The sequence below is a fragment of the Actinomadura viridis genome (genome assembly GCF_015751755.1).
GTDB classification, from domain to species: Bacteria; Actinomycetota; Actinomycetes; order Streptosporangiales; family Streptosporangiaceae; genus Spirillospora; species Spirillospora viridis.
The window spans coordinates 1,284,903-1,303,939 of sequence record NZ_JADOUA010000001.1; the positions used below are offsets into that span (position 1 = coordinate 1,284,903).

15 protein-coding genes are annotated in these 19,037 nt (G+C 70.8%); 11 read left to right on the forward strand and 4 right to left on the reverse strand.

Annotated features, from left to right (window positions below):
• The first annotated feature begins 172 nt into the window (after window positions 1-172).
• Together IW256_RS05660 and IW256_RS05665 are read left to right on the forward strand one after the other, a co-directional pair.
• Complete coding sequence (locus tag IW256_RS05660) at window positions 173-1,783, forward strand: PucR family transcriptional regulator (RefSeq protein ID WP_197009946.1); 1,611 nt, start codon at window positions 173-175, stop codon at window positions 1,781-1,783.
• Window positions 1,784-2,059: 276 nt separating this feature from the next.
• Complete coding sequence (locus IW256_RS05665) at window positions 2,060-2,638, forward strand: dihydrofolate reductase family protein (RefSeq protein WP_197009947.1); 579 nt, start codon at window positions 2,060-2,062, stop codon at window positions 2,636-2,638.
• Here the strand turns inward: IW256_RS05665 and IW256_RS05670 are convergent.
• Window positions 2,620-3,246: a helix-turn-helix domain-containing protein gene (locus tag IW256_RS05670; protein ID WP_197009948.1), complete on the reverse strand. Its 627-nt coding sequence runs from the start codon at window positions 3,244-3,246 to the stop codon at window positions 2,620-2,622. The genes IW256_RS05665 and IW256_RS05670 overlap by 19 nt on opposite strands.
• Window positions 3,247-3,250: 4 nt before the next feature.
• Here IW256_RS05670 and IW256_RS05675 point away from each other — a divergent pair, with 4 nt between their 5' ends.
• From IW256_RS05675 to IW256_RS05690, 4 genes are all read left to right on the forward strand, one after another.
• The gene (locus tag IW256_RS05675; protein ID WP_197009949.1) at window positions 3,251-4,225 is read left to right on the forward strand and encodes a DUF998 domain-containing protein; all 975 of its coding nucleotides are present in this window, start codon (window positions 3,251-3,253) and stop codon (window positions 4,223-4,225) included.
• Between the two features lie 69 nt (window positions 4,226-4,294).
• A complete protein-coding gene (locus tag IW256_RS05680; RefSeq protein WP_197009950.1) occupies window positions 4,295-4,684 on the forward strand; it encodes a YciI family protein in 390 nt (129 codons plus the stop codon).
• A gap of 31 nt (window positions 4,685-4,715) precedes the next feature.
• On the forward strand, window positions 4,716-6,029 hold the full coding sequence (locus IW256_RS05685) for an RNA polymerase sigma factor (RefSeq protein WP_307828745.1): 1,314 nt from the start codon (window positions 4,716-4,718) through the stop codon (window positions 6,027-6,029).
• A gap of 204 nt (window positions 6,030-6,233) precedes the next feature.
• A complete protein-coding gene (locus tag IW256_RS05690; RefSeq protein WP_197009951.1) occupies window positions 6,234-6,617 on the forward strand; it encodes a hypothetical protein in 384 nt (127 codons plus the stop codon).
• Here the strand turns inward: IW256_RS05690 and gdhA are convergent.
• Complete coding sequence (gene gdhA, locus IW256_RS05695; protein ID WP_197009952.1) at window positions 6,614-7,990, reverse strand: NADP-specific glutamate dehydrogenase; 1,377 nt, start codon at window positions 7,988-7,990, stop codon at window positions 6,614-6,616. The two genes, IW256_RS05690 and gdhA, sit on opposite strands and share 4 nt — an antisense overlap.
• 1,226 nt (window positions 7,991-9,216) lie before the next feature.
• Between gdhA and IW256_RS05700 the strand changes: the two genes are divergently transcribed.
• The 3 genes from IW256_RS05700 (at window position 9,217) to IW256_RS05710 (ending at window position 14,884) form a co-directional block, all read left to right on the forward strand.
• Window positions 9,217-10,293, forward strand: coding sequence for a PI-PLC domain-containing protein (locus tag IW256_RS05700; protein WP_197009953.1), 1,077 nt, complete (start codon window positions 9,217-9,219; stop codon window positions 10,291-10,293).
• 244 nt (window positions 10,294-10,537) lie between these two features.
• The gene (locus IW256_RS05705; protein WP_197009954.1) at window positions 10,538-13,837 is read left to right on the forward strand and encodes a S8 family serine peptidase; all 3,300 of its coding nucleotides are present in this window, start codon (window positions 10,538-10,540) and stop codon (window positions 13,835-13,837) included.
• 657 nt (window positions 13,838-14,494) lie between these two features.
• A complete protein-coding gene (locus IW256_RS05710; protein WP_269217912.1) occupies window positions 14,495-14,884 on the forward strand; it encodes a nitroreductase family deazaflavin-dependent oxidoreductase in 390 nt (129 codons plus the stop codon).
• Window positions 14,885-14,929: 45 nt separating this feature from the next.
• Here the strand turns inward: IW256_RS05710 and IW256_RS05715 are convergent, their stop codons facing one another.
• The gene (locus IW256_RS05715) at window positions 14,930-15,508 is read right to left on the reverse strand and encodes a signal peptidase II (protein WP_197009956.1); all 579 of its coding nucleotides are present in this window, start codon (window positions 15,506-15,508) and stop codon (window positions 14,930-14,932) included.
• Between the two features lie 128 nt (window positions 15,509-15,636).
• A complete protein-coding gene (locus IW256_RS05720; protein WP_197009957.1) occupies window positions 15,637-16,335 on the reverse strand; it encodes a FadR/GntR family transcriptional regulator in 699 nt (232 codons plus the stop codon).
• A 148-nt stretch (window positions 16,336-16,483) separates the two neighbouring features.
• On the opposite strand from IW256_RS05720, the gene IW256_RS05725 reads away from it, so the two are divergent.
• Complete coding sequence (locus IW256_RS05725) at window positions 16,484-17,461, forward strand: substrate-binding domain-containing protein (RefSeq protein WP_197009958.1); 978 nt, start codon at window positions 16,484-16,486, stop codon at window positions 17,459-17,461.
• A gap of 42 nt (window positions 17,462-17,503) precedes the next feature.
• Window positions 17,504-18,991: a sugar ABC transporter ATP-binding protein gene (locus tag IW256_RS05730; RefSeq protein ID WP_197009959.1), complete on the forward strand. Its 1,488-nt coding sequence runs from the start codon at window positions 17,504-17,506 to the stop codon at window positions 18,989-18,991.
• Window positions 18,992-19,037 lie beyond the last annotated feature (46 nt).

Consider the following 19,037-nt stretch of genomic DNA (forward strand, 5'->3'; position numbering starts at 1 on the left):
AGTCGCAGGCAGACGATCTCGGCCCGAAAATCCTGCCACCAGTCCTGGGGCGACCAAGTTCGACCGCCCGAATTCAGGCTTCTGACCAGCGAATTCAGCATTGAATGAACCCACTGCCGCGCCGTAGAGTGCTGGGTACGCTCCCGTCAACGCGTCGTATAGGACGAGTGCGATGTTCACTATCGGAGACCTGCAACGTAACGCCGATCTTGGGCTGCGGCTGGCGGTCGGGGGCAACGGGGCCAAGACCGCGGAGATCGCTCGGGCTGAGGTGCTGCAGCTGGGGCAGTTGCCCGCAGCCGAGCAACGTGCGGTGCTGCTGCTCACCAGCGGACTGCCTGAGGGCGCGAGCCCCGGCGGTTCGGAGGCGCTCGTCGCCGCCGCGAAGACCGCGGGCGCGGTCGGCATCGTCCACACGCTGGCAGCCGGCGCCACCCAGCTGCCGGCGGCGATCGTGGCGGCCGCCGGAGCCTTGGATCTGCCGTTGCTCTCAGCTCCGGCCGACTCGTCCCTACGCTCCATCAAGGACGCCGTCAACGAACGTGTGGCCCGCAACGAGCTCGTCCTCTACCAGCAGCTGCTCGCGCTGCAGTCCAGCCTCATCGCCGCCGTCTCGACGCCTGATCCGACGGACTCGCTGTTGCGCCGTCTCGGCGCCTTGGTCAACAGCACGGTGATTCTCTACTACCCCGACGGGCGGCTCCTCGCGGCCACGGGGGACGGTCCCACGAGCGTCATCTGGCAGCGCATCGACAAGTCCTCCCAGGAGCGGCAGCAGTTCACCGTCGGGCAGTGGCATGTCGTCGCCTCTTTGATCAACGGGCCTGAGGAGGCGCACCGCTGGATCGTGCTGGCGAGGCGCGGCCATCCGACCTCGCAGGAGATCGTGTCGCAACTGATCACGACCGTCGAACAGCTGCTCGACGTCATCGCCCTCAGCCGGCGCGCCGCGGCGACCGAGGAAGCACTGCAGCGGGCCGATGTCCTGCAACGACTGGTATCGAACAACGGCTACGAGAAGTTCGGCTGGGACCATGTCCGCCGGTTCGGGTTCGAGCCGCACGGACCGTGCTTCGTCGCCACCATCGCCCTGCCGCACTGGAGCCGGCGCCGACTCGACCCGGAATTGCATTCGCAGCAGCTGAGGGACGTCACGCAGATCCTGCGCGGGTTGATCTCCAATTCCGCGTCGCCCCACCTCGTCGGCTCCCACGAAGGCGTCGCGGTCGTGATCCTGCAGTGCTCCGACAGCCGCCTCATCGACGAAGCCGTCAGCGTCCTGCGGGCCCGCAAGCTCCAGGCATCGGCCGGCATCGGCCGCAAGGTGGCGTCATTGGACCTGATCGGCAACAGCTACCGAGACGCGCGCCTGGCGCTGACCCGCAGCCTGACTCGCGCGACCGACGGTCCCGCCGTGCAGCGGTTCGAGGACTTCGCCGTCGCCGACATCGCCATCAGCACCGCCGACGAAGACCAGCTGATACGGCGGTCGCATGACCTGCTGGCGAAGATAGAAGGCAGTGAACATCTCCTCGAGACCTTGATCGTCTACATGCAGAACAACCTCAGCATCAACGACACCGCGAACGAGCTGAACATCCACCCGAACTCGGTGCGGTACCGGATCGGCCGCGCCGAAGAGTTGATCGGCGGATCGCTGCGTTCGCTGCCGACCATCGTCGATGTCTTTCTCGCCGTGCAGGTCATCGCGCGCAACAGAGCGGGATGCGTCTTCACTCCCAGCGAACATCGGGCCGGAGACGTCAACGTGGCGCTGGGTTAGCTGCCGAGTCCGCGCGCCCTTCGAGTGAGCACGCCGACTTGCCAGAGTCGCGGGGCTCGCTTCGCTGCTGTCCTTCGGGGAAGGAGCAGCCGGTGCTGGGTGCGGCCGTCCGTCTGGAACATCACCCACCACAGCCGGCCCCATCCGCCCAGGGGGCCGGTGATGTGCGTTCCGGCACGCGTTTCTGACCCCGCTGTCGTTTCTGTCCAAGACGGCCGCCGCGGCCGCGATCTAGCGTGGACCCGGCAACCTGCCCGATCATGAGGAGACAACACAATGCGTGACCTGGTCTACACAGGTTTCATGTCGCTCGACGGCGTGGTGGACTCGCCCGGCGGCGGTCCGGGGGAGGAGCACCGCAGCGGCGGCTGGGTGGTCAAGGACCTTGAGTTCGTCCCAGAAGCCTGGTCGCTGAAGGGCGAGGAGCTCGCGGACACGACGGCGCTGATGTTCGGCCGCCGCAGCTACGAGGCGTTCGCACCGGTCTGGCCCGGCTCGGAGGACCACGCCGACTACAAGGAGCTGCCCAAGTACGTGGTGTCGACCACGCTGTCGGATGACGCCCTTGTCGACGGGTGGGGGCCGACGACGATCCTGCGCTCGACCGAGGACGTCGCCGCGCTGAAGGAGGGCGAGGGCGGCGCGATCTTCATCCACGGGAGCGCCGAGCTGGCCCGGCGGCTGTCGGACGCGGGCCTGATCGACCAGTACAACCTGCTCGTCTTCCCGGTGCTGCTCGGTGCCGGGAAGAGCGTGTTCGGCCGCGCCGACCGCGACAAGCAGATGCTGACGTTGCGGGAGTCGGAGAGCTACTCGAACGGGATCCTGAAGCTCGTCTACGACGTCAGGCGCTGATCCAGGTCCAGGGCGATCGCGCCGCCGGCGCCCTCGCGCAACTGCCCGGCGGTGCGTCCGACGTAGGAGCGCAGCGCCCGAGCCAGGTGCGACTCGTCGAAGTAGCCGAGCTTGGTAACGACGTCGGCGGCCGATTCGCCGCTCGCCAGCAGCTCCGCCGCCCTGCGGGCCCGCTCGATCTGCCGTACGCCGCCCTGCGTCAGCCCGGTCGCGACGCGGAACCGGCGTTCGACCGTGCGCCTCGAGACGGCCGGGCGGTGACCCCGCAGCGACTCGGCGACGAGCAGGTCGCGGACCACGATGCCGGTCCGGACGAGACGCTCGACGAGGCCCTCGGCGTCGTCGGGGTGCGGCGTATCCCAGCGCCCGCCGTCCAGCCGGAACGTCCGGCGTGTGGTGTCGGGGAGCTCGATGCCGCCGTTGACCAGCGCCGACGTCGGTACGGCCCGCAACGAGGTGCCCACGGCGAAGTCGATGCCCGTGAAGGTCGCGCCATTGGGCACGGGCGCCGTGCCGCTCCGAGTCTCGGGACCGCTGATCCCCGCGTACGCCCGGCCGTCCTGCTCCCAGAACACCAGGCCCCAGCACACCCCCGCGACTGACGTCATCGCCGTGACCTGCTCGTTCGTGCAGGTCCACACGGTGTCGACCCACGGCGAATCGGACCGGCGCGTCTCGAAGCGCAGTTCCACGGGCGAAGGATACGTCGCGTACACGCCGGAGTTCACGACGATGGTGCAGGCGCCGCTCGTCAGCCTGCGTACCAGCGGGGCGTTCGACGAGACCAACCGGGCACCGGGCGGCGAGGCCTCCGGCTGGACATCGGGCCACAGAGACGGCGCATGCGGTCGCCGGCTCGAAGATTTCGCGCCGGCGACTGCAAGAACCGCCGTCCGCATTCGTCTTCCAGACATGCGACCCTTGGCAGAACCGGACACCATGACCAGCTCGACGGCGACCGGCGGCAGGCGCCGCCTGATCGCCGCCGGCGTGATCGCCGGGCCCCTGTACGTGCTGACATCGCTGGCCGAGGTCGTCCTGACGCCCGGCTTCGACCCGACCCGGCACGCATGGAGCCAGCTGGCGCTCGCTGACCAGGGCTGGATCCACGTGCTGAACCTGATCGCGACCGGAACGCTCCTCGTCGTCTTCGCGATCGGACTCTCCACGGTGCGGCCGAGATCGCGGGCCGTGCCCCCGCTCGTCGCGGTGTTCGGTCTCAGCATGGTCGTGGCCGGGATCTTCCCCGTCGACCCGGGCAACGGGTTCCCGGCCGGGTCCGGCGATCCGGACGCGCCGAGCCCGAGTGCGCTCGTCCACTTCGGGGCCGGCGCGGTCGGCTTCGTCGCCGTCGCGATCGGGCTCGTCCTGGTGGCACGTCGGCTCACGGCGCACGGGAGCACCGGTCTCGCCCGGACCGCGCGCGTCGTGGCACCCGTGTTCGTGCTCGCGTTCGCGTTCATGGCTTCCGGTGTGGGTGGCATGGCAGCGGGCATCGTCGTCTTCACGATCTCGCTCATCGCCCTGTTCGCCGCGATCAGCGCCATCGCACTCGAATTCCTGAAGCATCCCCACCGCAGGCTTTGACCGCCTGCGGCACCGTTGAGCAATCCCTCGCAAACACGACGAAAGAACACTCCGAAGGGAAGACCGAAGATGCGCTACCTGGCCGTACTCGACGTCACCAAGCAGCCGTCCACCCCGCCGCCGCCCGCGCTCATGGAGGCGATCATTGCGCTCGGTGAGGAGGCGACCCGGGCCGGCGTACTCCTCGACACCGCCGGCCTCGCGCCCAGTTCCGCCGGAGCCCGGGTGGCCGTGGCCGACGGCGAGATCACCATCACCGACGGCCCGTTCGCCGACACGAAGGAGATGATCAGCTACGCGCTCTACGACGTGCGGACCAAGGAGGAGGCCGTCGAGTGGTCCCGCCGCTTCATGAACCTGCACCGCGTGCACTGGCCGGAGTGGCAGGGGGCGGCGCGGGTCCTCAGGGTGATGGGGCCCGAGGACTTCGGTGCGGCCGCAGCACACGATGCCTGGTGACGGTGTCGCGCGACGCACGAGCGTCGCGACCGTGGAGGCGGTGTGGCGGGCCGAGGCGCCCCGGGTCATGGCCGCTCTGGTCAGGTACACGCGCGATCTCGGTGAGGCGGAGGAGTTCGCCCAAGAGGCGCTCGAACGGGCGCTGGAGACCTGGCCCACCTCCGGCGTCCCGGAGTATCCGGCCGCCTGGCTCGTGCGTGCGGGGAAGAACAAGGCGATCGACCGCTGGCGCAGGCAGGAGATCGACGGCAAGGCGATGTCGAAGGTGGCGGGCGCCGTGGTCACCGAGGACGACGGCGGCATCGGCGAGCTGCTCGACGACCTGCACAACCCGTTCGACGACGAGCTCCTGCAGATGCTGTTCACGGCCTGTCACCCGGTACTCAACCGTGAGTACCGGACGGCGATGGTCCTGCGCTGCGTCGTGGGCCTGAGGACGACGGAGATCGCACGGGCCTATCTGGTGTCCGACGCGGTGATCGGCCGGCGGATCTCACGGGCGAAGCGGGTCCTGCGGGACAAGAACATCCGGCTGGAGATGCCCGGCGCGGATCAGGTCACCGAACGCGCCGGAACCGTGATCGAGGTCATCTACCTCCTGTTCAACGAGGGGTACGCCCCTCTTGATGGAGACGACTGGGTCCGCCCCGAACTGATCCGAGAGGCGCTGCGCATAGGTCGGCTCGTGGCCCGCCTCCTCCCGTCGATCTCCGAGGTCCACGGGCTCTTGGCCCTGATGGAGCTGACCCATGCGCGCACCGCCGCACGCACTGCTCCGGATGGGTCGCCCGTCCTGCTCCAGGACCAGGACCGAACGCGGTGGGATCGCACGCTGATCCGCCGGGGGGTCGCCTCGCTCGCCCGCGCGCGGCACGTCGGCGGTGCGCTGGGCCCGTTCACGATCCAGGCGGCCATCGCGGCGGAGCACATGCTCGCACCGTCGGCGGACGACACCGATCACGCGCGGATCGCCGGTCTCTACGACATGCTCGCGATCGCCCTGCCGACACCCGTCGTGCAGCTGAACCGCGCGGTGGCGCGCGGACGTGCGGGGGATCCCGCCCACGGTCTGGCCCTCATCGACGAGATCGACGCCGCCGGGCTCCGCGGCTATCCGCACCTGCCCGGCGCCAGGGGGGAGCTCCTCGCGCTCGCGGGACGCCGCCACGACGCGGCGGTCCAGTTCGCCGAAGCCGTTCGGCTCAGCAGGAACCGCGGCGAACAGGCGCTCTTCCGCGCTCGGCTGGCGGCCCTCGGCGTACCGGGGAGCCCGGAACCGACCGCAGCGACCAGGAAGGAGAGCCCAGGTGGGACTACTGACGATCCAGATGCTGCTGAGTCCTGACGGCGTCCTCCAGGCACCCGGCGAGTTGACCGAGGACCTGGACGGCTCGTTCCGGCACGGTGGCTGGATGAAGGGTTACCTCGCCGGGGAGGCGGGGGCGGCGTACACGCGACAGCTCCGTGAGTTCGACGCCCTGCCGCTCGGCCGGCGGGACGCTGGCGCTGACCGCCGCCCGCCACGGCCTCCGGTTCCGCGCCCTGGCCCTTGGCGTTTCTCCGGATCCTCCCGCTCTGGCGGATCGTCACCTCGAACGCGCACGCCCTCCCCGGCGACCTGGACATGGTTCTGCCGTACCTCCAGGGCGACGGCTGGCCGGCGGATCTCGCCGAGTCGCTGACCGCGCCGACGCCGGTCCGCAGCGCCGGCAAGAGCCCGCGGTACATCAGGAACGCGCAACGGGCCCTTGCCGGCGCGCTCCCCGGGGGACGTTCGCTCATGGTTCCGAAGCAGGGCCATCAGGGCCGGGGCCGTGCCCTCGCCGAGCCACTGCGCCGGTTCTTCCTCGCGGCGGACGACGACCGCGCCGGCCCGGTCAGGCGCGAGCCGCCAGGCGAGCGCTGTGGGCCGGGACTTCGCGACAGAGCCTAGATGAGGCCCTGGGCCAGGACGGCGTCGCTGACCCGCTCGAACCCGGCGATGTTGGCGCCCATCACGTAGTCGCCCGGAGCCCCGTACCGCTCGGCGGTGGCGTACACCTCCTCGTGGACGGACCGCATGATCCGGGCCAGCTCGCTCTCGACCTGCTCGAACGTCCACGACTCGCGGCCGGCGTTCTGCCGCATCTCCAGGCCGCTGGTCGCGACGCCGCCCGCGTTGGCGGCCTTGCCCGGCCCGAACGCCACGCCCGCCTCCCGGAACAGCCGGACGGCCTCCGGGGTGGCCGGCATGTTCGCGCCCTCGGAGACGGCCTTGACCCCGTTGCGGATCAGCGTCGCCGCGGCGTCCGCGTCCAGCTCGTTCTGCGTCGCCGACGGGAAGGCGATGTCGGCGGGCACGTCCCAGACGCTGCCGCCGGGGACGTACCGGGCGGCGGAGCCGCGTGCCGCCGCGTAGTCGGCCACGCGGCCCCGCTCCACCTCCTTCACCAGGCGGAGGAGGTCCAGGTCGATGCCCTTCTCGTCGACCACGTAGCCGCCGGAGTCGGACACGGTCACCACGTTGGCGCCCAGCGCCTGGGCCTTCTCCACCGTGTGGATCGCGACGTTGCCGGATCCGGAGACGACGACCTGCCGCCCCTCGAAGTCCTCCCCGATCAGCCGCAGCATCTCGGCGGTGAACAGCACGTTCCCGTAGCCGGTGGCCTCCGGGCGGCCCGCCGAGCCGCCCCAGCCGGGGCCCTTACCGGTGAGGACTCCGGCCTCCCAGCGGTTGGTGAGCCGCCGGTACTGGCCGAACAGGTAGCCGATCTCCCGCGTGCCGACCCCGATGTCGCCGGCCGGCACGTCGGTGTGCTCGCCCAGGTGGCGGTGCAGCTCGGTCATGAACGACTGGCAGAACCGCATCACCTCGGCGTCCGAACGGCCGCGCGGGTCGAAGTCGCTGCCGCCCTTGCCGCCGCCGAGCGACAGCCCGGTGAGCGCGTTCTTGAACACCTGCTCGAAGCTGAGGAACTTCATGATCCCCAGATTGACCGAGGGGTGGAAGCGCAGCCCGCCCTTGTACGGCCCCAGCACCCCGTTGAACTCCACGCGGAACCCCCGGTTCACGTGGATCTCGCCGGAGTCGTCCGTCCACGGGACCCGGAAGATGATCTGCCGCTCGGGTTCGGTGATCCGCTCGACGACCTTGGCGTCCGCCAGCTCCGGACGGGCGTCCAGGACGGGGGCGAGGGCGTCCAGAACCTCGCGTACCGCCTGGTGGAACTCGGGCTCGCCCGGGTTGCGGCGGAGGATCAGCTCGTAGGTCTCCTCCAGCGCGGACACCGTGGCGCCGGACGCCGGTCGTTGGGGGGACAGGGGCATGTGCGCTCCTTCTGGACGACGTCTTCTCACTCGCTCACCGTCACGGAGCATATGTTCACCACGCCGCCGGTCCGCTGTGAGATCGGTCAGCGCCGCGCACGATCGGTGCTTCTTAATGGGCATCGCACCGCCGCCGGCCGCCGGGACCCACGCTCCAGTCGGTGCTGAGGGCGAAGGTTCAGGGCTTACCAGCGGCCATCTCTACTTGCCTGCGCCCTTTCTCTCCCGAGGTCCACATCTGGAGTCCCCGAGTCCGAGGTCGGCGGCTGGTCCAACTCCAGTAGATGCGTACGGCAACGCGATCGGACAGATACCACGTGTCATACGGTCCGGACGCCTCAGGCACCACTGCGAGGCCATCGATACGGGCAGCCAGTCCGACTCCAGGTTCCGTTGACACCCCGGGCCCGAGGGTGCCGGGGCACGGGTCCCATGACGACACCAGGTCCATGATCGCGTGACTTTCGATCAGTTGCGGAACCGAGGCCGCCACCTCGATGAACGGTCCGCCGTCGCTGACTCCGACCCTTCCGTCCGTGTGAATCAGAAACCGGACCGGGCTCGATACCCGGGCACCGGCCCAGGAGAAGAACCAGCCACGGTCGTCCGCCCATATCCCCTCGTCCAGTGAGAAGTCCCAGCGGCGAGAGTCGTCATGGCGTTCCCCGCTGACGAGCGCCGAGCGCCGCACCTCGTAGCGGAGGCCGCCGTATCCGGCATGGAAACCCTCTCGCCTGACGACCAGTTCCGTCGGCGCAGGGATCACACGTCCTACCCGGTCACGGACATTCAGAAAGTCGGTCGGCGTCCTGGCCGCCTCGCCCACCTCCCGCCACCCGGCGCGACTCAGGAGGCCCCGCGCCCGGTCGGAGAATCCGGTGAGGTCATCAAGGACATGCACACGAGCTTCCTCATGAATCGGTTGCGTGCATGCTATCGGCGGGCCGGAGGCCGCCTGAGGTCATGATGCCGACGCGCTACTTCGCGGTCGGCCGTCTGGTTGCGCTGCTTCTCGCCGGACGCCGGTACGCCTCCGGGCGTTGGGGGAGGGGTCTCGTCCCGCCGGCCCGGGCCCTGCCGGCGTGCACGGTTGGGCCTGGGGACCCTTCCGGCTGGTGCCGGACTTGGAAAGATTGTGGGCTCTCACCCGGAGCCCGTACGGTCGTGTGGCCTCGGATCAAGATCACCGGGTCGTCCGTGGCGCCGGAGGGGAACATATGTGCCGAGTGGATCACGAACGCGGCGAGGGCGCTCTCGGCTATCTCGGCGTCATACTGCTCATCGCCGTGGTCGCGGGCGTGCTGGTCACCGGAGACATCGGTACGCGGGTCGTGGCGGCCTGCGAGTCGGCGGTGTGCGCGGTCATGGGGAAGAGCTGCCCGGCACGGTCCGCGGCGGGCGCCGCGTCCCCCACGCCCGTGCCCTCGCCGGTCGCTTCGCCCGCGCGTCCTCCGATCCCGAAGCCGGCCTGTACGCCCGGCGATGAGAACAAGTGGGTCGAGGGCCTGCACGCCCACAACGACTATGAGAACGACCGTCCGCTCTGGGGCGCGCTCGACCAGGGGGCGACGAGCATCGAGGCCGACATCTGGGTCGGCGACGACGGCGAACTCCACCTGCAACACCAGATCGACGGCGGTTCGCGTGGCACGCTGCGCAAGACGTACGTGGAACCGCTGATCGCCAGGGCCGCCGCCAACGGCGGGCAGATCTACCAGGGCCGCGAGAAGCCGTTCGTCATCCTCCTGGAGGTCAAGAAGGGCGATGACACGACGTACCAGAAGATCATCGATCAGACCCGGGACCTGCCGCCGGGAGTCCAGCTGCTGATGCCGGGCGACACTCCCGGCGCGGTCGTGGGGAAGCAGCCGCCGAACGTCACCTTCTTCCTCACCCCCGGCCAGGGCTGCACGCTGCCGCCGCAGGTCGACCCCGCCAGCCCCGAGTACGACCGCGCGTACGCGCAGAGCGTCAGCATGCTGAACGGCTCGTACCGCCAGTGCGCGGACCGGAACGGCGACCGCCGGGTCAGCGACGAGGAGCAGCGCCTGCTGAACGAGTTCGTTCAGAAGGCTCATGACGCCGGGCTCAAGGTCCGGTTCGTGGAGGGCCCGGACGGCCGGAAGCGCGACCACAAGGATCCCGGCGGCTTCAAGTTGTGCGCGTGGAAGCCTGGCCGGCAGGGCTGTGAGCGGCAGCTCCAAGAGGAGTGGTGGGAGGCCCAGCGGATCGCCGGGGTCGACTATCTGGACACGGCCCACGTGAAGGCGGGCGCGCAGTGGATGCGCAAGTGCGGTGGTTGAACAGGCCGGGGTGCGGGCTTCTCCGTTCCAGCAGGCGTCATCGCCGGCCGTCGCCATCCGGGCGGCATCCGACGCCGACCATGAGACCTACCGGTACCGCCGGCCGACTCGCTCCGGCGAACGGAACGGATGATCGGACACGCCTGAGACGACCCCCTCGCTGCCGACCGTGACAGGCCGGGTGTAACACTCGCACGGGTTCGGCCACTTCCTGGTGAGTTGATCAACAGGATGGAGCCGAATGATGCGACGAAGAACGGCTGTGCCGATCGCGGTGGCCGTCGCGGTCGTCTCGCTGGGACCCGCGGTGCCCGCCGCCTCGGGCGCGCCGAACCCCCCGGCGAAACCTCTGGCCGGAGGAGAGCCGGGCCGAAGGACGGTGACGCTGGTGACCGGTGACCGGGTCCACCTGCGCACGGAACGCGGCGGACCGCAGTCCGTCCAGGTGGAGCCGGGAGCCGGACGCAAGGGCGTGTCCTTCGTCCGCCGGGCGCGTGGGAACGAGCTGAGCATCGTCCCCTCCGACGCCGCGCCCCTGGTGATGTCAGGACGTCTCGACCCCGCGCTGTTCAACGTGACCCGGATGGTCCGCGACGGCTACGACGACGCCCGCCGTGGGGACCTCCCGCTGATCGTGGCGGGGATGGCGGGTACCGGGCTTCCCGAACTCGGCGGTGCGAGGGTGGCCCGGGGGCTGCCGGCGCTGAACGGCGCGGCCCTGACCCAGCGCAAGGACCGTGCCGGCGCCTTCTGGACCTCGCTCACCTCCGGACGGTCCACGTTCCCCCGCGGCGTGAAGCGGGTGTGGCTGGACGCTCGCGTACGGGCGACCCTGGACGAGAGCGTCCCCCGGATCGGCGCGCCGGCCGCCTGGCAGGCGGGGCACACCGGCAAGGGGGTGACGGTGGGCGTCCTCGACACCGGCATCGACGCAGGTCACCCGGACCTGGCCGGGTCCGTGGCCGCCGCGAGGGATTTCACCGGGAGCGCGACCGGTACCAAGGACGGCCATGGGCACGGCACGCACGTCGCCTCGATCATCACCGGCGATGGTGTCGCCGACGGAAAGTACCGGGGCGTGGCCCCTGATGCCCGGCTGGTGGTCGGCAAAGTGCTGGACGACACTGGCCAGGGGTCGTTGTCACAGGTCATCGCCGGCATGGAGTGGGCAGCGGCGCAGCGTCCTCGCGTGGTGAACATGAGCCTGGGCGTGGACATCCCCAGCGACGGAAGCGACCCGCTGTCGACCGCCGTCGACAGCCTCACCGCGGCGACCGGGACGCTGTTCGTGATCGCGGCGGGCAATGCCGGGGGTGAGCGGACGGTGTCCGTCCCGGCGGTGGCCGAATCGGCCCTGACGGTCGGCGCCGTGGACGGCGGCGACCGGCTCGCCGAGTTCTCCTCCTCCGGCCCGCGTTACGGAGACGGCGCGATCAAGCCGGACATCACCGCCCCCGGCGTCGGGATCGCGGCGGCCCGCGCCGAGGGCACGGAGATGGGCGAACCGGTCGGCGACCGTTACACGCGCGCCGACGGCACGTCCATGGCGGCGCCGCATGTGGCGGGAGCCGCCGCCCTCCTGGCCGAGCGGCATGCCGGATGGGCGCCCGCGCGTCTCAAGGCCGCACTGATGAACACCGCGCGTCCCAGCGCCGACGACAGCGTTTACAGGCAGGGAGCGGGACGCGTCGACGTCGGGCGCGCGGTCGCCCAGCGGGTCTGGGCGGAGGAGGGCAGCCTGTCCTTCCGGCTTCGCGGCGACACGGTCGCCAAGGGCGTGACCTTCCGCAACGAGTCCGGCTCCGCTGTGACGCTCGACCTGGCCGTCTCCGCGAAGGGCCCGGACGGCGGGTCGGCCGATCTGTTCACCGTGAGCCCCGCTCGGGTCCAGATCCCCGCAGGCGGGACGGCGAGCGCCATGGTCACGGCCGATCCCGCGGCGAATCCGGCGGGCGCGTACAGCGGTGGTCTCACCGCGAAGTCGGCGGACGGCGCGCACGAGCTGCGTCTGCCCGTCGGGGCACAGCGGGAACCCGCGCTCCACAGGGTGAAGGTGTCGGGAATCGACCGGACCGGAAAGCCCGTCGGAGGCAGGCTGGAGAGCCTTCCCTCGGTCGGTGTCGTCGATCTGCGCACGGGCGAGTACATGCCCACCTACGTCAGCGCCGGGTCCATCGTCGCCGAGGTCCCGTCCGGCCGGTACGAGGTGACCGCCGCCGTGAACACCGTCACCGCGGACGGAACGCTCAAGGACTCCACGCTGTTCTCCCACCCCGTGCTGGACGTCGGCCGGGACATGGACATCACCGTCGACGCCCGTCGCGGCAGGAGGGCCGCCGTCCAGCTGGACAGCCCGACGGCCACGCAGAGCGGATTCGACGAGATCGGCGTCGTGGAGACCGTCGCAGACGTCCCCCACGATTTCTACGTCGGCACCTACGACCCGGCGGTCGGCCTCTACGCGGTGGGCGCCCCGGAGGTCAAGGACAGGCCGTACGACTTCTACTTCATGGCCCAACGGGTCGAGCCCCAAGGGCCCCGCGCGTACCACCTCGCCCTGTTCACCCGGCGCCGGATCCCCGCCGAACCGCGGTACCGCGTCCAGGACGCGCAGCTCGCGGTGCTGGATTCCCGGTACCACGCAGATCGGCCGTTCTCCGGGCAGCGCGTCACCTACGTGGAGCTGCCGAACCACCCGCTCTACGCCTACGGCATCGGCCAGTTCCCGGTGACGGCTCCGGGGCGCCGCACGGAGCTGTACTCGGTGGCCCCCGGGGTCACGTGGCGCAGGTACCTGGAGACGTCCTACTTCTCCGAGAGGGCGGTCAACCCCCCGATGAAAGCCGGGCAGAAGACCGTCCATGCCTGGAGCTCCGCCGCGCTGGGCTCGTCACCTCAGACCGCCCGCAAGTCCCCCACCTCGAGAATGCAGTTCGGCTTCGAGGCGTTCGCGCCGGTGAGCGCCGAGGTGCAGAACGTCGACCCGGAATCGGGCGTCGTCACGGCCAGGACGGCGCTGTACCGCAACGGCGTGCTCCTGGGGTCGGCCGACACCGATGCCGTGTTCGTCGACACCCCGCCGGGGCGGGCGTCCTACTCGCTGCACGCCACCGCGTCCCGCCAGGCCCCGTGGACGGGACTGGGCACCAGGGTGGACACGCGCTGGACGTTCCCGTACACGCCGGAGTTCACGACGATGGAGCAGGCACCGCTCGTCAGCCTGCGTACCAGCGGGGCGTTCGACGAGACCAACCGGGCACCGGGCGGCGAGCCCTTCCGGCTGGACATCCGGGCCACCGAGAATCGCGACCACGATCTGACGCCCCCACTTCCGACCATGCGGACGCTCACCGTCGAGGTGTCCTACGACGAAGGCGCCACCTGGCAGCCGGCCAAGGTGACCGCCACGGCGGAGAACCGGTGGCAGGCCGACGTCGTCCACCCCGAACGGCACGACGGGCACGTCTCGCTCCGCCTGCGCGCCGGCGACGGCGAGGGCAACTCGCTCGATCACACCATGATCCGCGCCTACGGCCTGCGCTGATCGACCCTTGTCCGATCCCCGCCCGGCGCCGCCCGACTCCGCTCGACGGCGCATGCGGTCGCCGGCACGAAGATTTCGCGCCGGCGACCGCAAGAACCGCCGTCCGCATTCGTCTTCCAGCCATGCGACCCTTGGCAGAACCGGACACCATGACCAGCTCGACGGCGACCGGCGGCAGGCGCCGCCCGATCGCCGTCGGCGTGATCGCCGGGCCCAGTGCCGTCGACCAGATTGACGACTGGTTCCAGGGCAGCTCCGTAGGGCGGCGTTCTCCCGGGGCAGGCCGGGTGAAGTCTGTTGCTGTGCGTGGACTCCGTCGTGAGTGGAGGAACGGAGTCGGCCAGACCGATCAGGAATCGAGAAGCGCCGGCCCCCGAGCCGCACCTAGCGTGACCACCACGAACACCGTTGACCCGCTTCCGGAGGGCGGCCTGGACGCCTTCTGGCGTACGGCGCGCCGGCCTCGGCTTCGAGGGGCCGCGACCAGGTCGGAGCCGTGGGAGGAGCCTGATCATGGTCGGCCGTGCGGGACAGGGGTGTCGCGAGTCGGACGGGACTGGCTGGAGGTAGCCGATGACACAGAATCAGCGGACGGGTAGTGACGGGGGACGCGGGAGTGGTTCGCCCGGGGCGTTCTCGCAGTGGGTGCAGCGGCGAATGAACGCTTTCACGAACACGCGTATCCGACGTGGCCGCAGCAAGCTCATGGGCATGGACGTACTGATCCTGCACACGGTGGGGCGCCGGAGCGGGCAGCGGCGGGAGACGCCGCTGGCGTGGTTCGACGGCGGCGAGGACGCGCGGTTGATCATCGCGTCGGGCGGTGGGGCCCGGCACCCGGACTGGTACGCCAATCTGGTGGCGCACACCGACCAGGTCTCGATCGAACTGCCCGGCCGTGACGCCGTCCCGGTGACGGCGTCACGGCTCGAAGGCGCCGATCGTGAGCAGGCGTGGGGGCGCATCACGGCCGCCCAGCCCCGCTACGCGAAGTACCAGAGCAAATCCGACCGGGAGTACCCGGTGATCAGGCTCACCCCGCGGTGACCTGGGGACGGGGGCAGGTCAAGGGCCGATCACTGCAGGCCGGTTTCAGGCTCGTTCCGTTCGGGCGGGCGGAGCTCCGCCGTCTTCCGCCGCGGGTGGTTCCGGCTCTGGCCGGTCGGCTGCGTCACCGAGGGGGACGCCGCGCAGGTTGAGCAGGAAGATCGCGGCGCAGGTGACGGTGAGGGCGATGTCGGCGATGTTGCCCACGAACACGCCGTAGTCGATGAAGTCGACGACATGCCCTCGCCCGAATCCGGGCTCGCGCGAGAGGCGGTCGAGCAGGTGGGAGGCGGCGCCGCCCAGGAGCCCGCCGAGCGCGGCGGTCCAGGCGGCCGAGCGCAGCCGCCTGCCCACGAACAGGACGCCGGCGACCGTGACGGCCGTCGCCAGGGTGAACACCCAGGTGGACTCGGCTCCGATGGAGAACGCGGCGCCGGGGTTGTACAGGAGGCGCAGCCCGAGCAGGTCCGGGATCAGCGTGATGTTCCGGCCGTCCGAGAGCGCCGAGATCGCCCAGGCCTTCGAGGCCTGATCGATGAGGAGGATCGCGGCGGCGAGAACGAGCATCCGCCGGTACAGCCGCGGCTCTCCGCTCGCCGCCTGCGAAGTTCGAGCGATCGACATGCTCGCCACAGTATCTGTGGGTTCCGCCTTGCCTGGGACGGTGTGGGGTGGAAGTGCGAAAGGTCCTTGGCGCCCGGGACGGTACCTGCTCCACCTGAACGCGCCCGGCCGCGAGGGGACGGGCGCGTTCAGTCGTTGCGGAGGGTGTCCAGGTCGCGGCTGGCCTTGGCGAGGAGGTCGCGCATGGCCTCCTCGGCGCGGGCGGGGTCGGACCGGTGGACGGCGTCCAGGACGGCGCGGTGGCTGGGGACCGGATCGTCGTGGGGGCGGACGCCGTGGACGAGGCGGTCGCGTTCGGCCAGGCCGACCTCGATCACGATCTCCATCCGTTCCAGGAGCTCGTTGTGGGTGGCGGTCAGCAGGGACCGGTGGAAGGCCAGGTCGGCCTCCACGGCCAGGGCCGGGTCGCCGCCGGCGTTCTCCATCGCGGACAGGGCGCCGTCCAGGGCGGCCAGGTCGTGCGCGGTGCGGCGGAGGGCGGCCAGGCGGGCGGCCTGGGGCTCGATGATGGCGCGGACCTCGCCGAGGTTCTCCAGGAACGTGTCGTCGTCGCGGTTGGCGAACTGCCAGCGGATGACGTCGGGGTCGAGCAGGCTCCAGTCGGAACGGGGGCGCACGAAGGTGCCGCGCTTCTGGCGCGAGGCGACCAGGCCCTTGGCCGCCAGGACCTTCAGGGCCTCGCGGAGCGCGGTCAGGCTGAGGTCGAGCTCGGCGCCGAGGGCGGCCACGTCGATGGTGTCGCCGGGGCTCAGCTCCCCCGTGAGGATGCGGCGGGCTATCTCCTGCACCGTCTGGCCGTGCAGGCCCCGCTCTGAGTAGCGCACCACCGGCGTCTCTCCCCCTTCGGTCTCGGCGAGTACCCTAGCGGGCCCCTCAGCCCCTACTAACCATAAATTATGAATTAATGTTGACGTCACCGCTACGGAGGCGTTAAACAAGGTGAGCGCCATCACGCGGTGAACGAGGAGAACGTCGATGAACCATGCCAAGCGCCGTGCCCTGGCCGTGCTCGTCACGGTCATGGTCCTGGCGGCCACGGCGGCGGCCTGCGGCAAGGTGGGCGAGAACGGCCGGATCGGCGTCGTCTACCTCAACGCCGAGGGCTACTACGCCGGAGTCGGCCGGGGCCTGCGCGCCACCCTGGACGGCGGGCCGCAGCTCGTCCAGACCAACATCCGGTCGGACCCGGCCAGGGAGAGCTCCTTCATCAACACGATGAGCTCGGCCAAGGTGGACGCGCTCATCGTCTCGCCCGCGTCGGCCACCGCGTCGATCCCGGCGCTGCGGCTGGCGAAGGAGAGCGACGTCCCGGTCATCTGCTACAACACCTGCATCGAGGACGCGAAGGCCCGCGAGTACGTGCGCGCCTTCGTGCTGGGCTCGCCGGCCGAGTTCGGGCGGGTCAGCGGCGAGCAGATGGGCGATCACTTCCGGTCCGCGGGGGTCAGGAGCCCCCGGGTTGGGATCATCAACTGCGAGCAGTTCGAGGTCTGCATCGAACGGCGCAAGGGCTTCGAGCAGGCCCTGAAGGAGAAGGTGCCCGGCGCCCGGATCGTGGCCAACCAGCAGGGCCTCCAGATGGACGAGGCGGTCGAGCGGGCCGAGCAGCTGCTGGTCGCCCACCCCGACCTGGACGCCTTCTACGGCGAGGCCGGGTCCCAGACGCTCGGCGCGGTCCGGGCGGTCGAGGCGCGCGGCAGGGCCGGGAAGACGGTGGTGTTCGGCGGCGACATGTCCGTCGACGCGGCCAAGAAGCTCCAGGACGGGCGGGTCCTCAAGGGCGTCGCGGACATCTCCGGGATCAAGGTCGGCCGGCTGGCGGGCCGGGCCGCGCAGGACGTGCTGGAGGGCAGGCCGGGGGGTTCGTTCATCATCCCCGCGCCGGTGGACCGGTATCTCGGTGCCCAGGACGGCGCGCGCTGGCTGCGGGAGCACCCCGATGGCATCCCGTAGGCCGCCCCCGTCCCACGCGAGCCTCCGAGAGAAGGATTCCTCATGACCCTGGTACGCATCACCGACGTCACCAAGCACTATCCCGGTGTCCGGGCGCTGACCGGCGCGAGCCTCGAGATCGAGGCGGGGGAGGTCCGGGCGCTCCTCGGCCGCAACGGCGCGGGCAAGTCCACCCTGATCCGGGTGCTGTCGGGCGTCGAGCGCGCCGACGCCGGCACCGTGGAGATCGACGGCGTGCCGCTGGGCGACGGTGGCGTGCGCCGCGCGGGCGAGCTGGGCGTGGAGACCGTCCACCAGGAACTCAGCCTGGTGCCGGGGATGACGGCGGCGGAGAACCTGTTCCTGGGCGCCTGGCCGCGCGGCGGCGGGCGGGTCGACCATGCCGCGATGCGCCGCGCGGCCCGTGAGATCTTCGAGCGGCTGGGCTTGGACATCGCCCCGGACGCCCAGGTTGGAACGCTCCCATTGGCGGAGCAGCAGCTGGTGGAGATCTGCCGGGCGGTGCGCCGCGAGCCGCGGCTGCTGATCCTGGACGAGCCCACCAGCGCGCTGGCGGCGGCCGAGGTCGAGACCGTCCTGGAGGCGGTCCGGCGGATCGCCGAGAGCGGGGTCGCCGTCGTCTACGTCAGCCACCGGCTCGACGAGATCCGGCGGATCGCGCGGACGGCGACGGTCATGCGCGACGGCGAGGTCGTGGGCACCGTCGACATGGCGACGACCTCCACCGATGAGGCCGTGGCGATGATGCTGGGCTCGGCCTACCGGGCCGCCGCCCGCCCGCGGGCGCGCGAGGTGGACCGGACCGGCGTGCCCCGGCTGTCGGTGTCGGGGGTGCGCGTCCCGCCGAAGGTCGTGGAGGTGTCCTTCGACCTCTACCCCGGCGAGATCCTGGGCCTGGCCGGGCTGATGGGCTCGGGACGCACCGAGATCCTGCGGGCCGTCGCCGGGTTCGACCCGATCGCCGCCGGGACCGTCCGGGTGGACGGCGCGGAGGTCCCCCGCGTCACGGCGGCCGGCATGAAGCGGCGCGGCGTCGGCCTGACGCCCGAGGACCGCAAGCGGGAGGCGATCGTCCCCCTGCTGGGCGTCGGCGAGAACATGGTGATGTCCGACTACGGCGCCGTCAGCACGGGCACCTCCGTGGTGCCGTCCAAGATCGACGGCGCCGCCCGCGGGCTGATCGGGCGGCTGTCGATCGCCACCGCGTCGAGCCGTACCCCCGTCGTCACCCTCAGCGGGGGCAACCAGCAGAAGGCCGTGATCGGCCGGTGGCTGCACGCGGGCAGCCGGATCCTGCTGCTGGACGAGCCGACCCGGGGCGTCGACGTGGAGGCCAAGGAGGGGATCTACCGGCTGGTCCGGGAGCTGGCCGACCAGGGCGCGGCCGTGCTCTTCGTGTCCGGGGAGCTGGAGGAGCTGCCCCTGGTGTGCGATCGGGTGATCGCGCTGCGCGGCGGCGAGGTCGCCGCCGAGTTCACCGGCGATGACGTGACCGTCGACGCCGTCCTGTCCGCCGCGATGGCGGCCTAGCGGGCCCACGCGGCCGAGCAACGAGCATCGAGGAGAGCGAGATCAC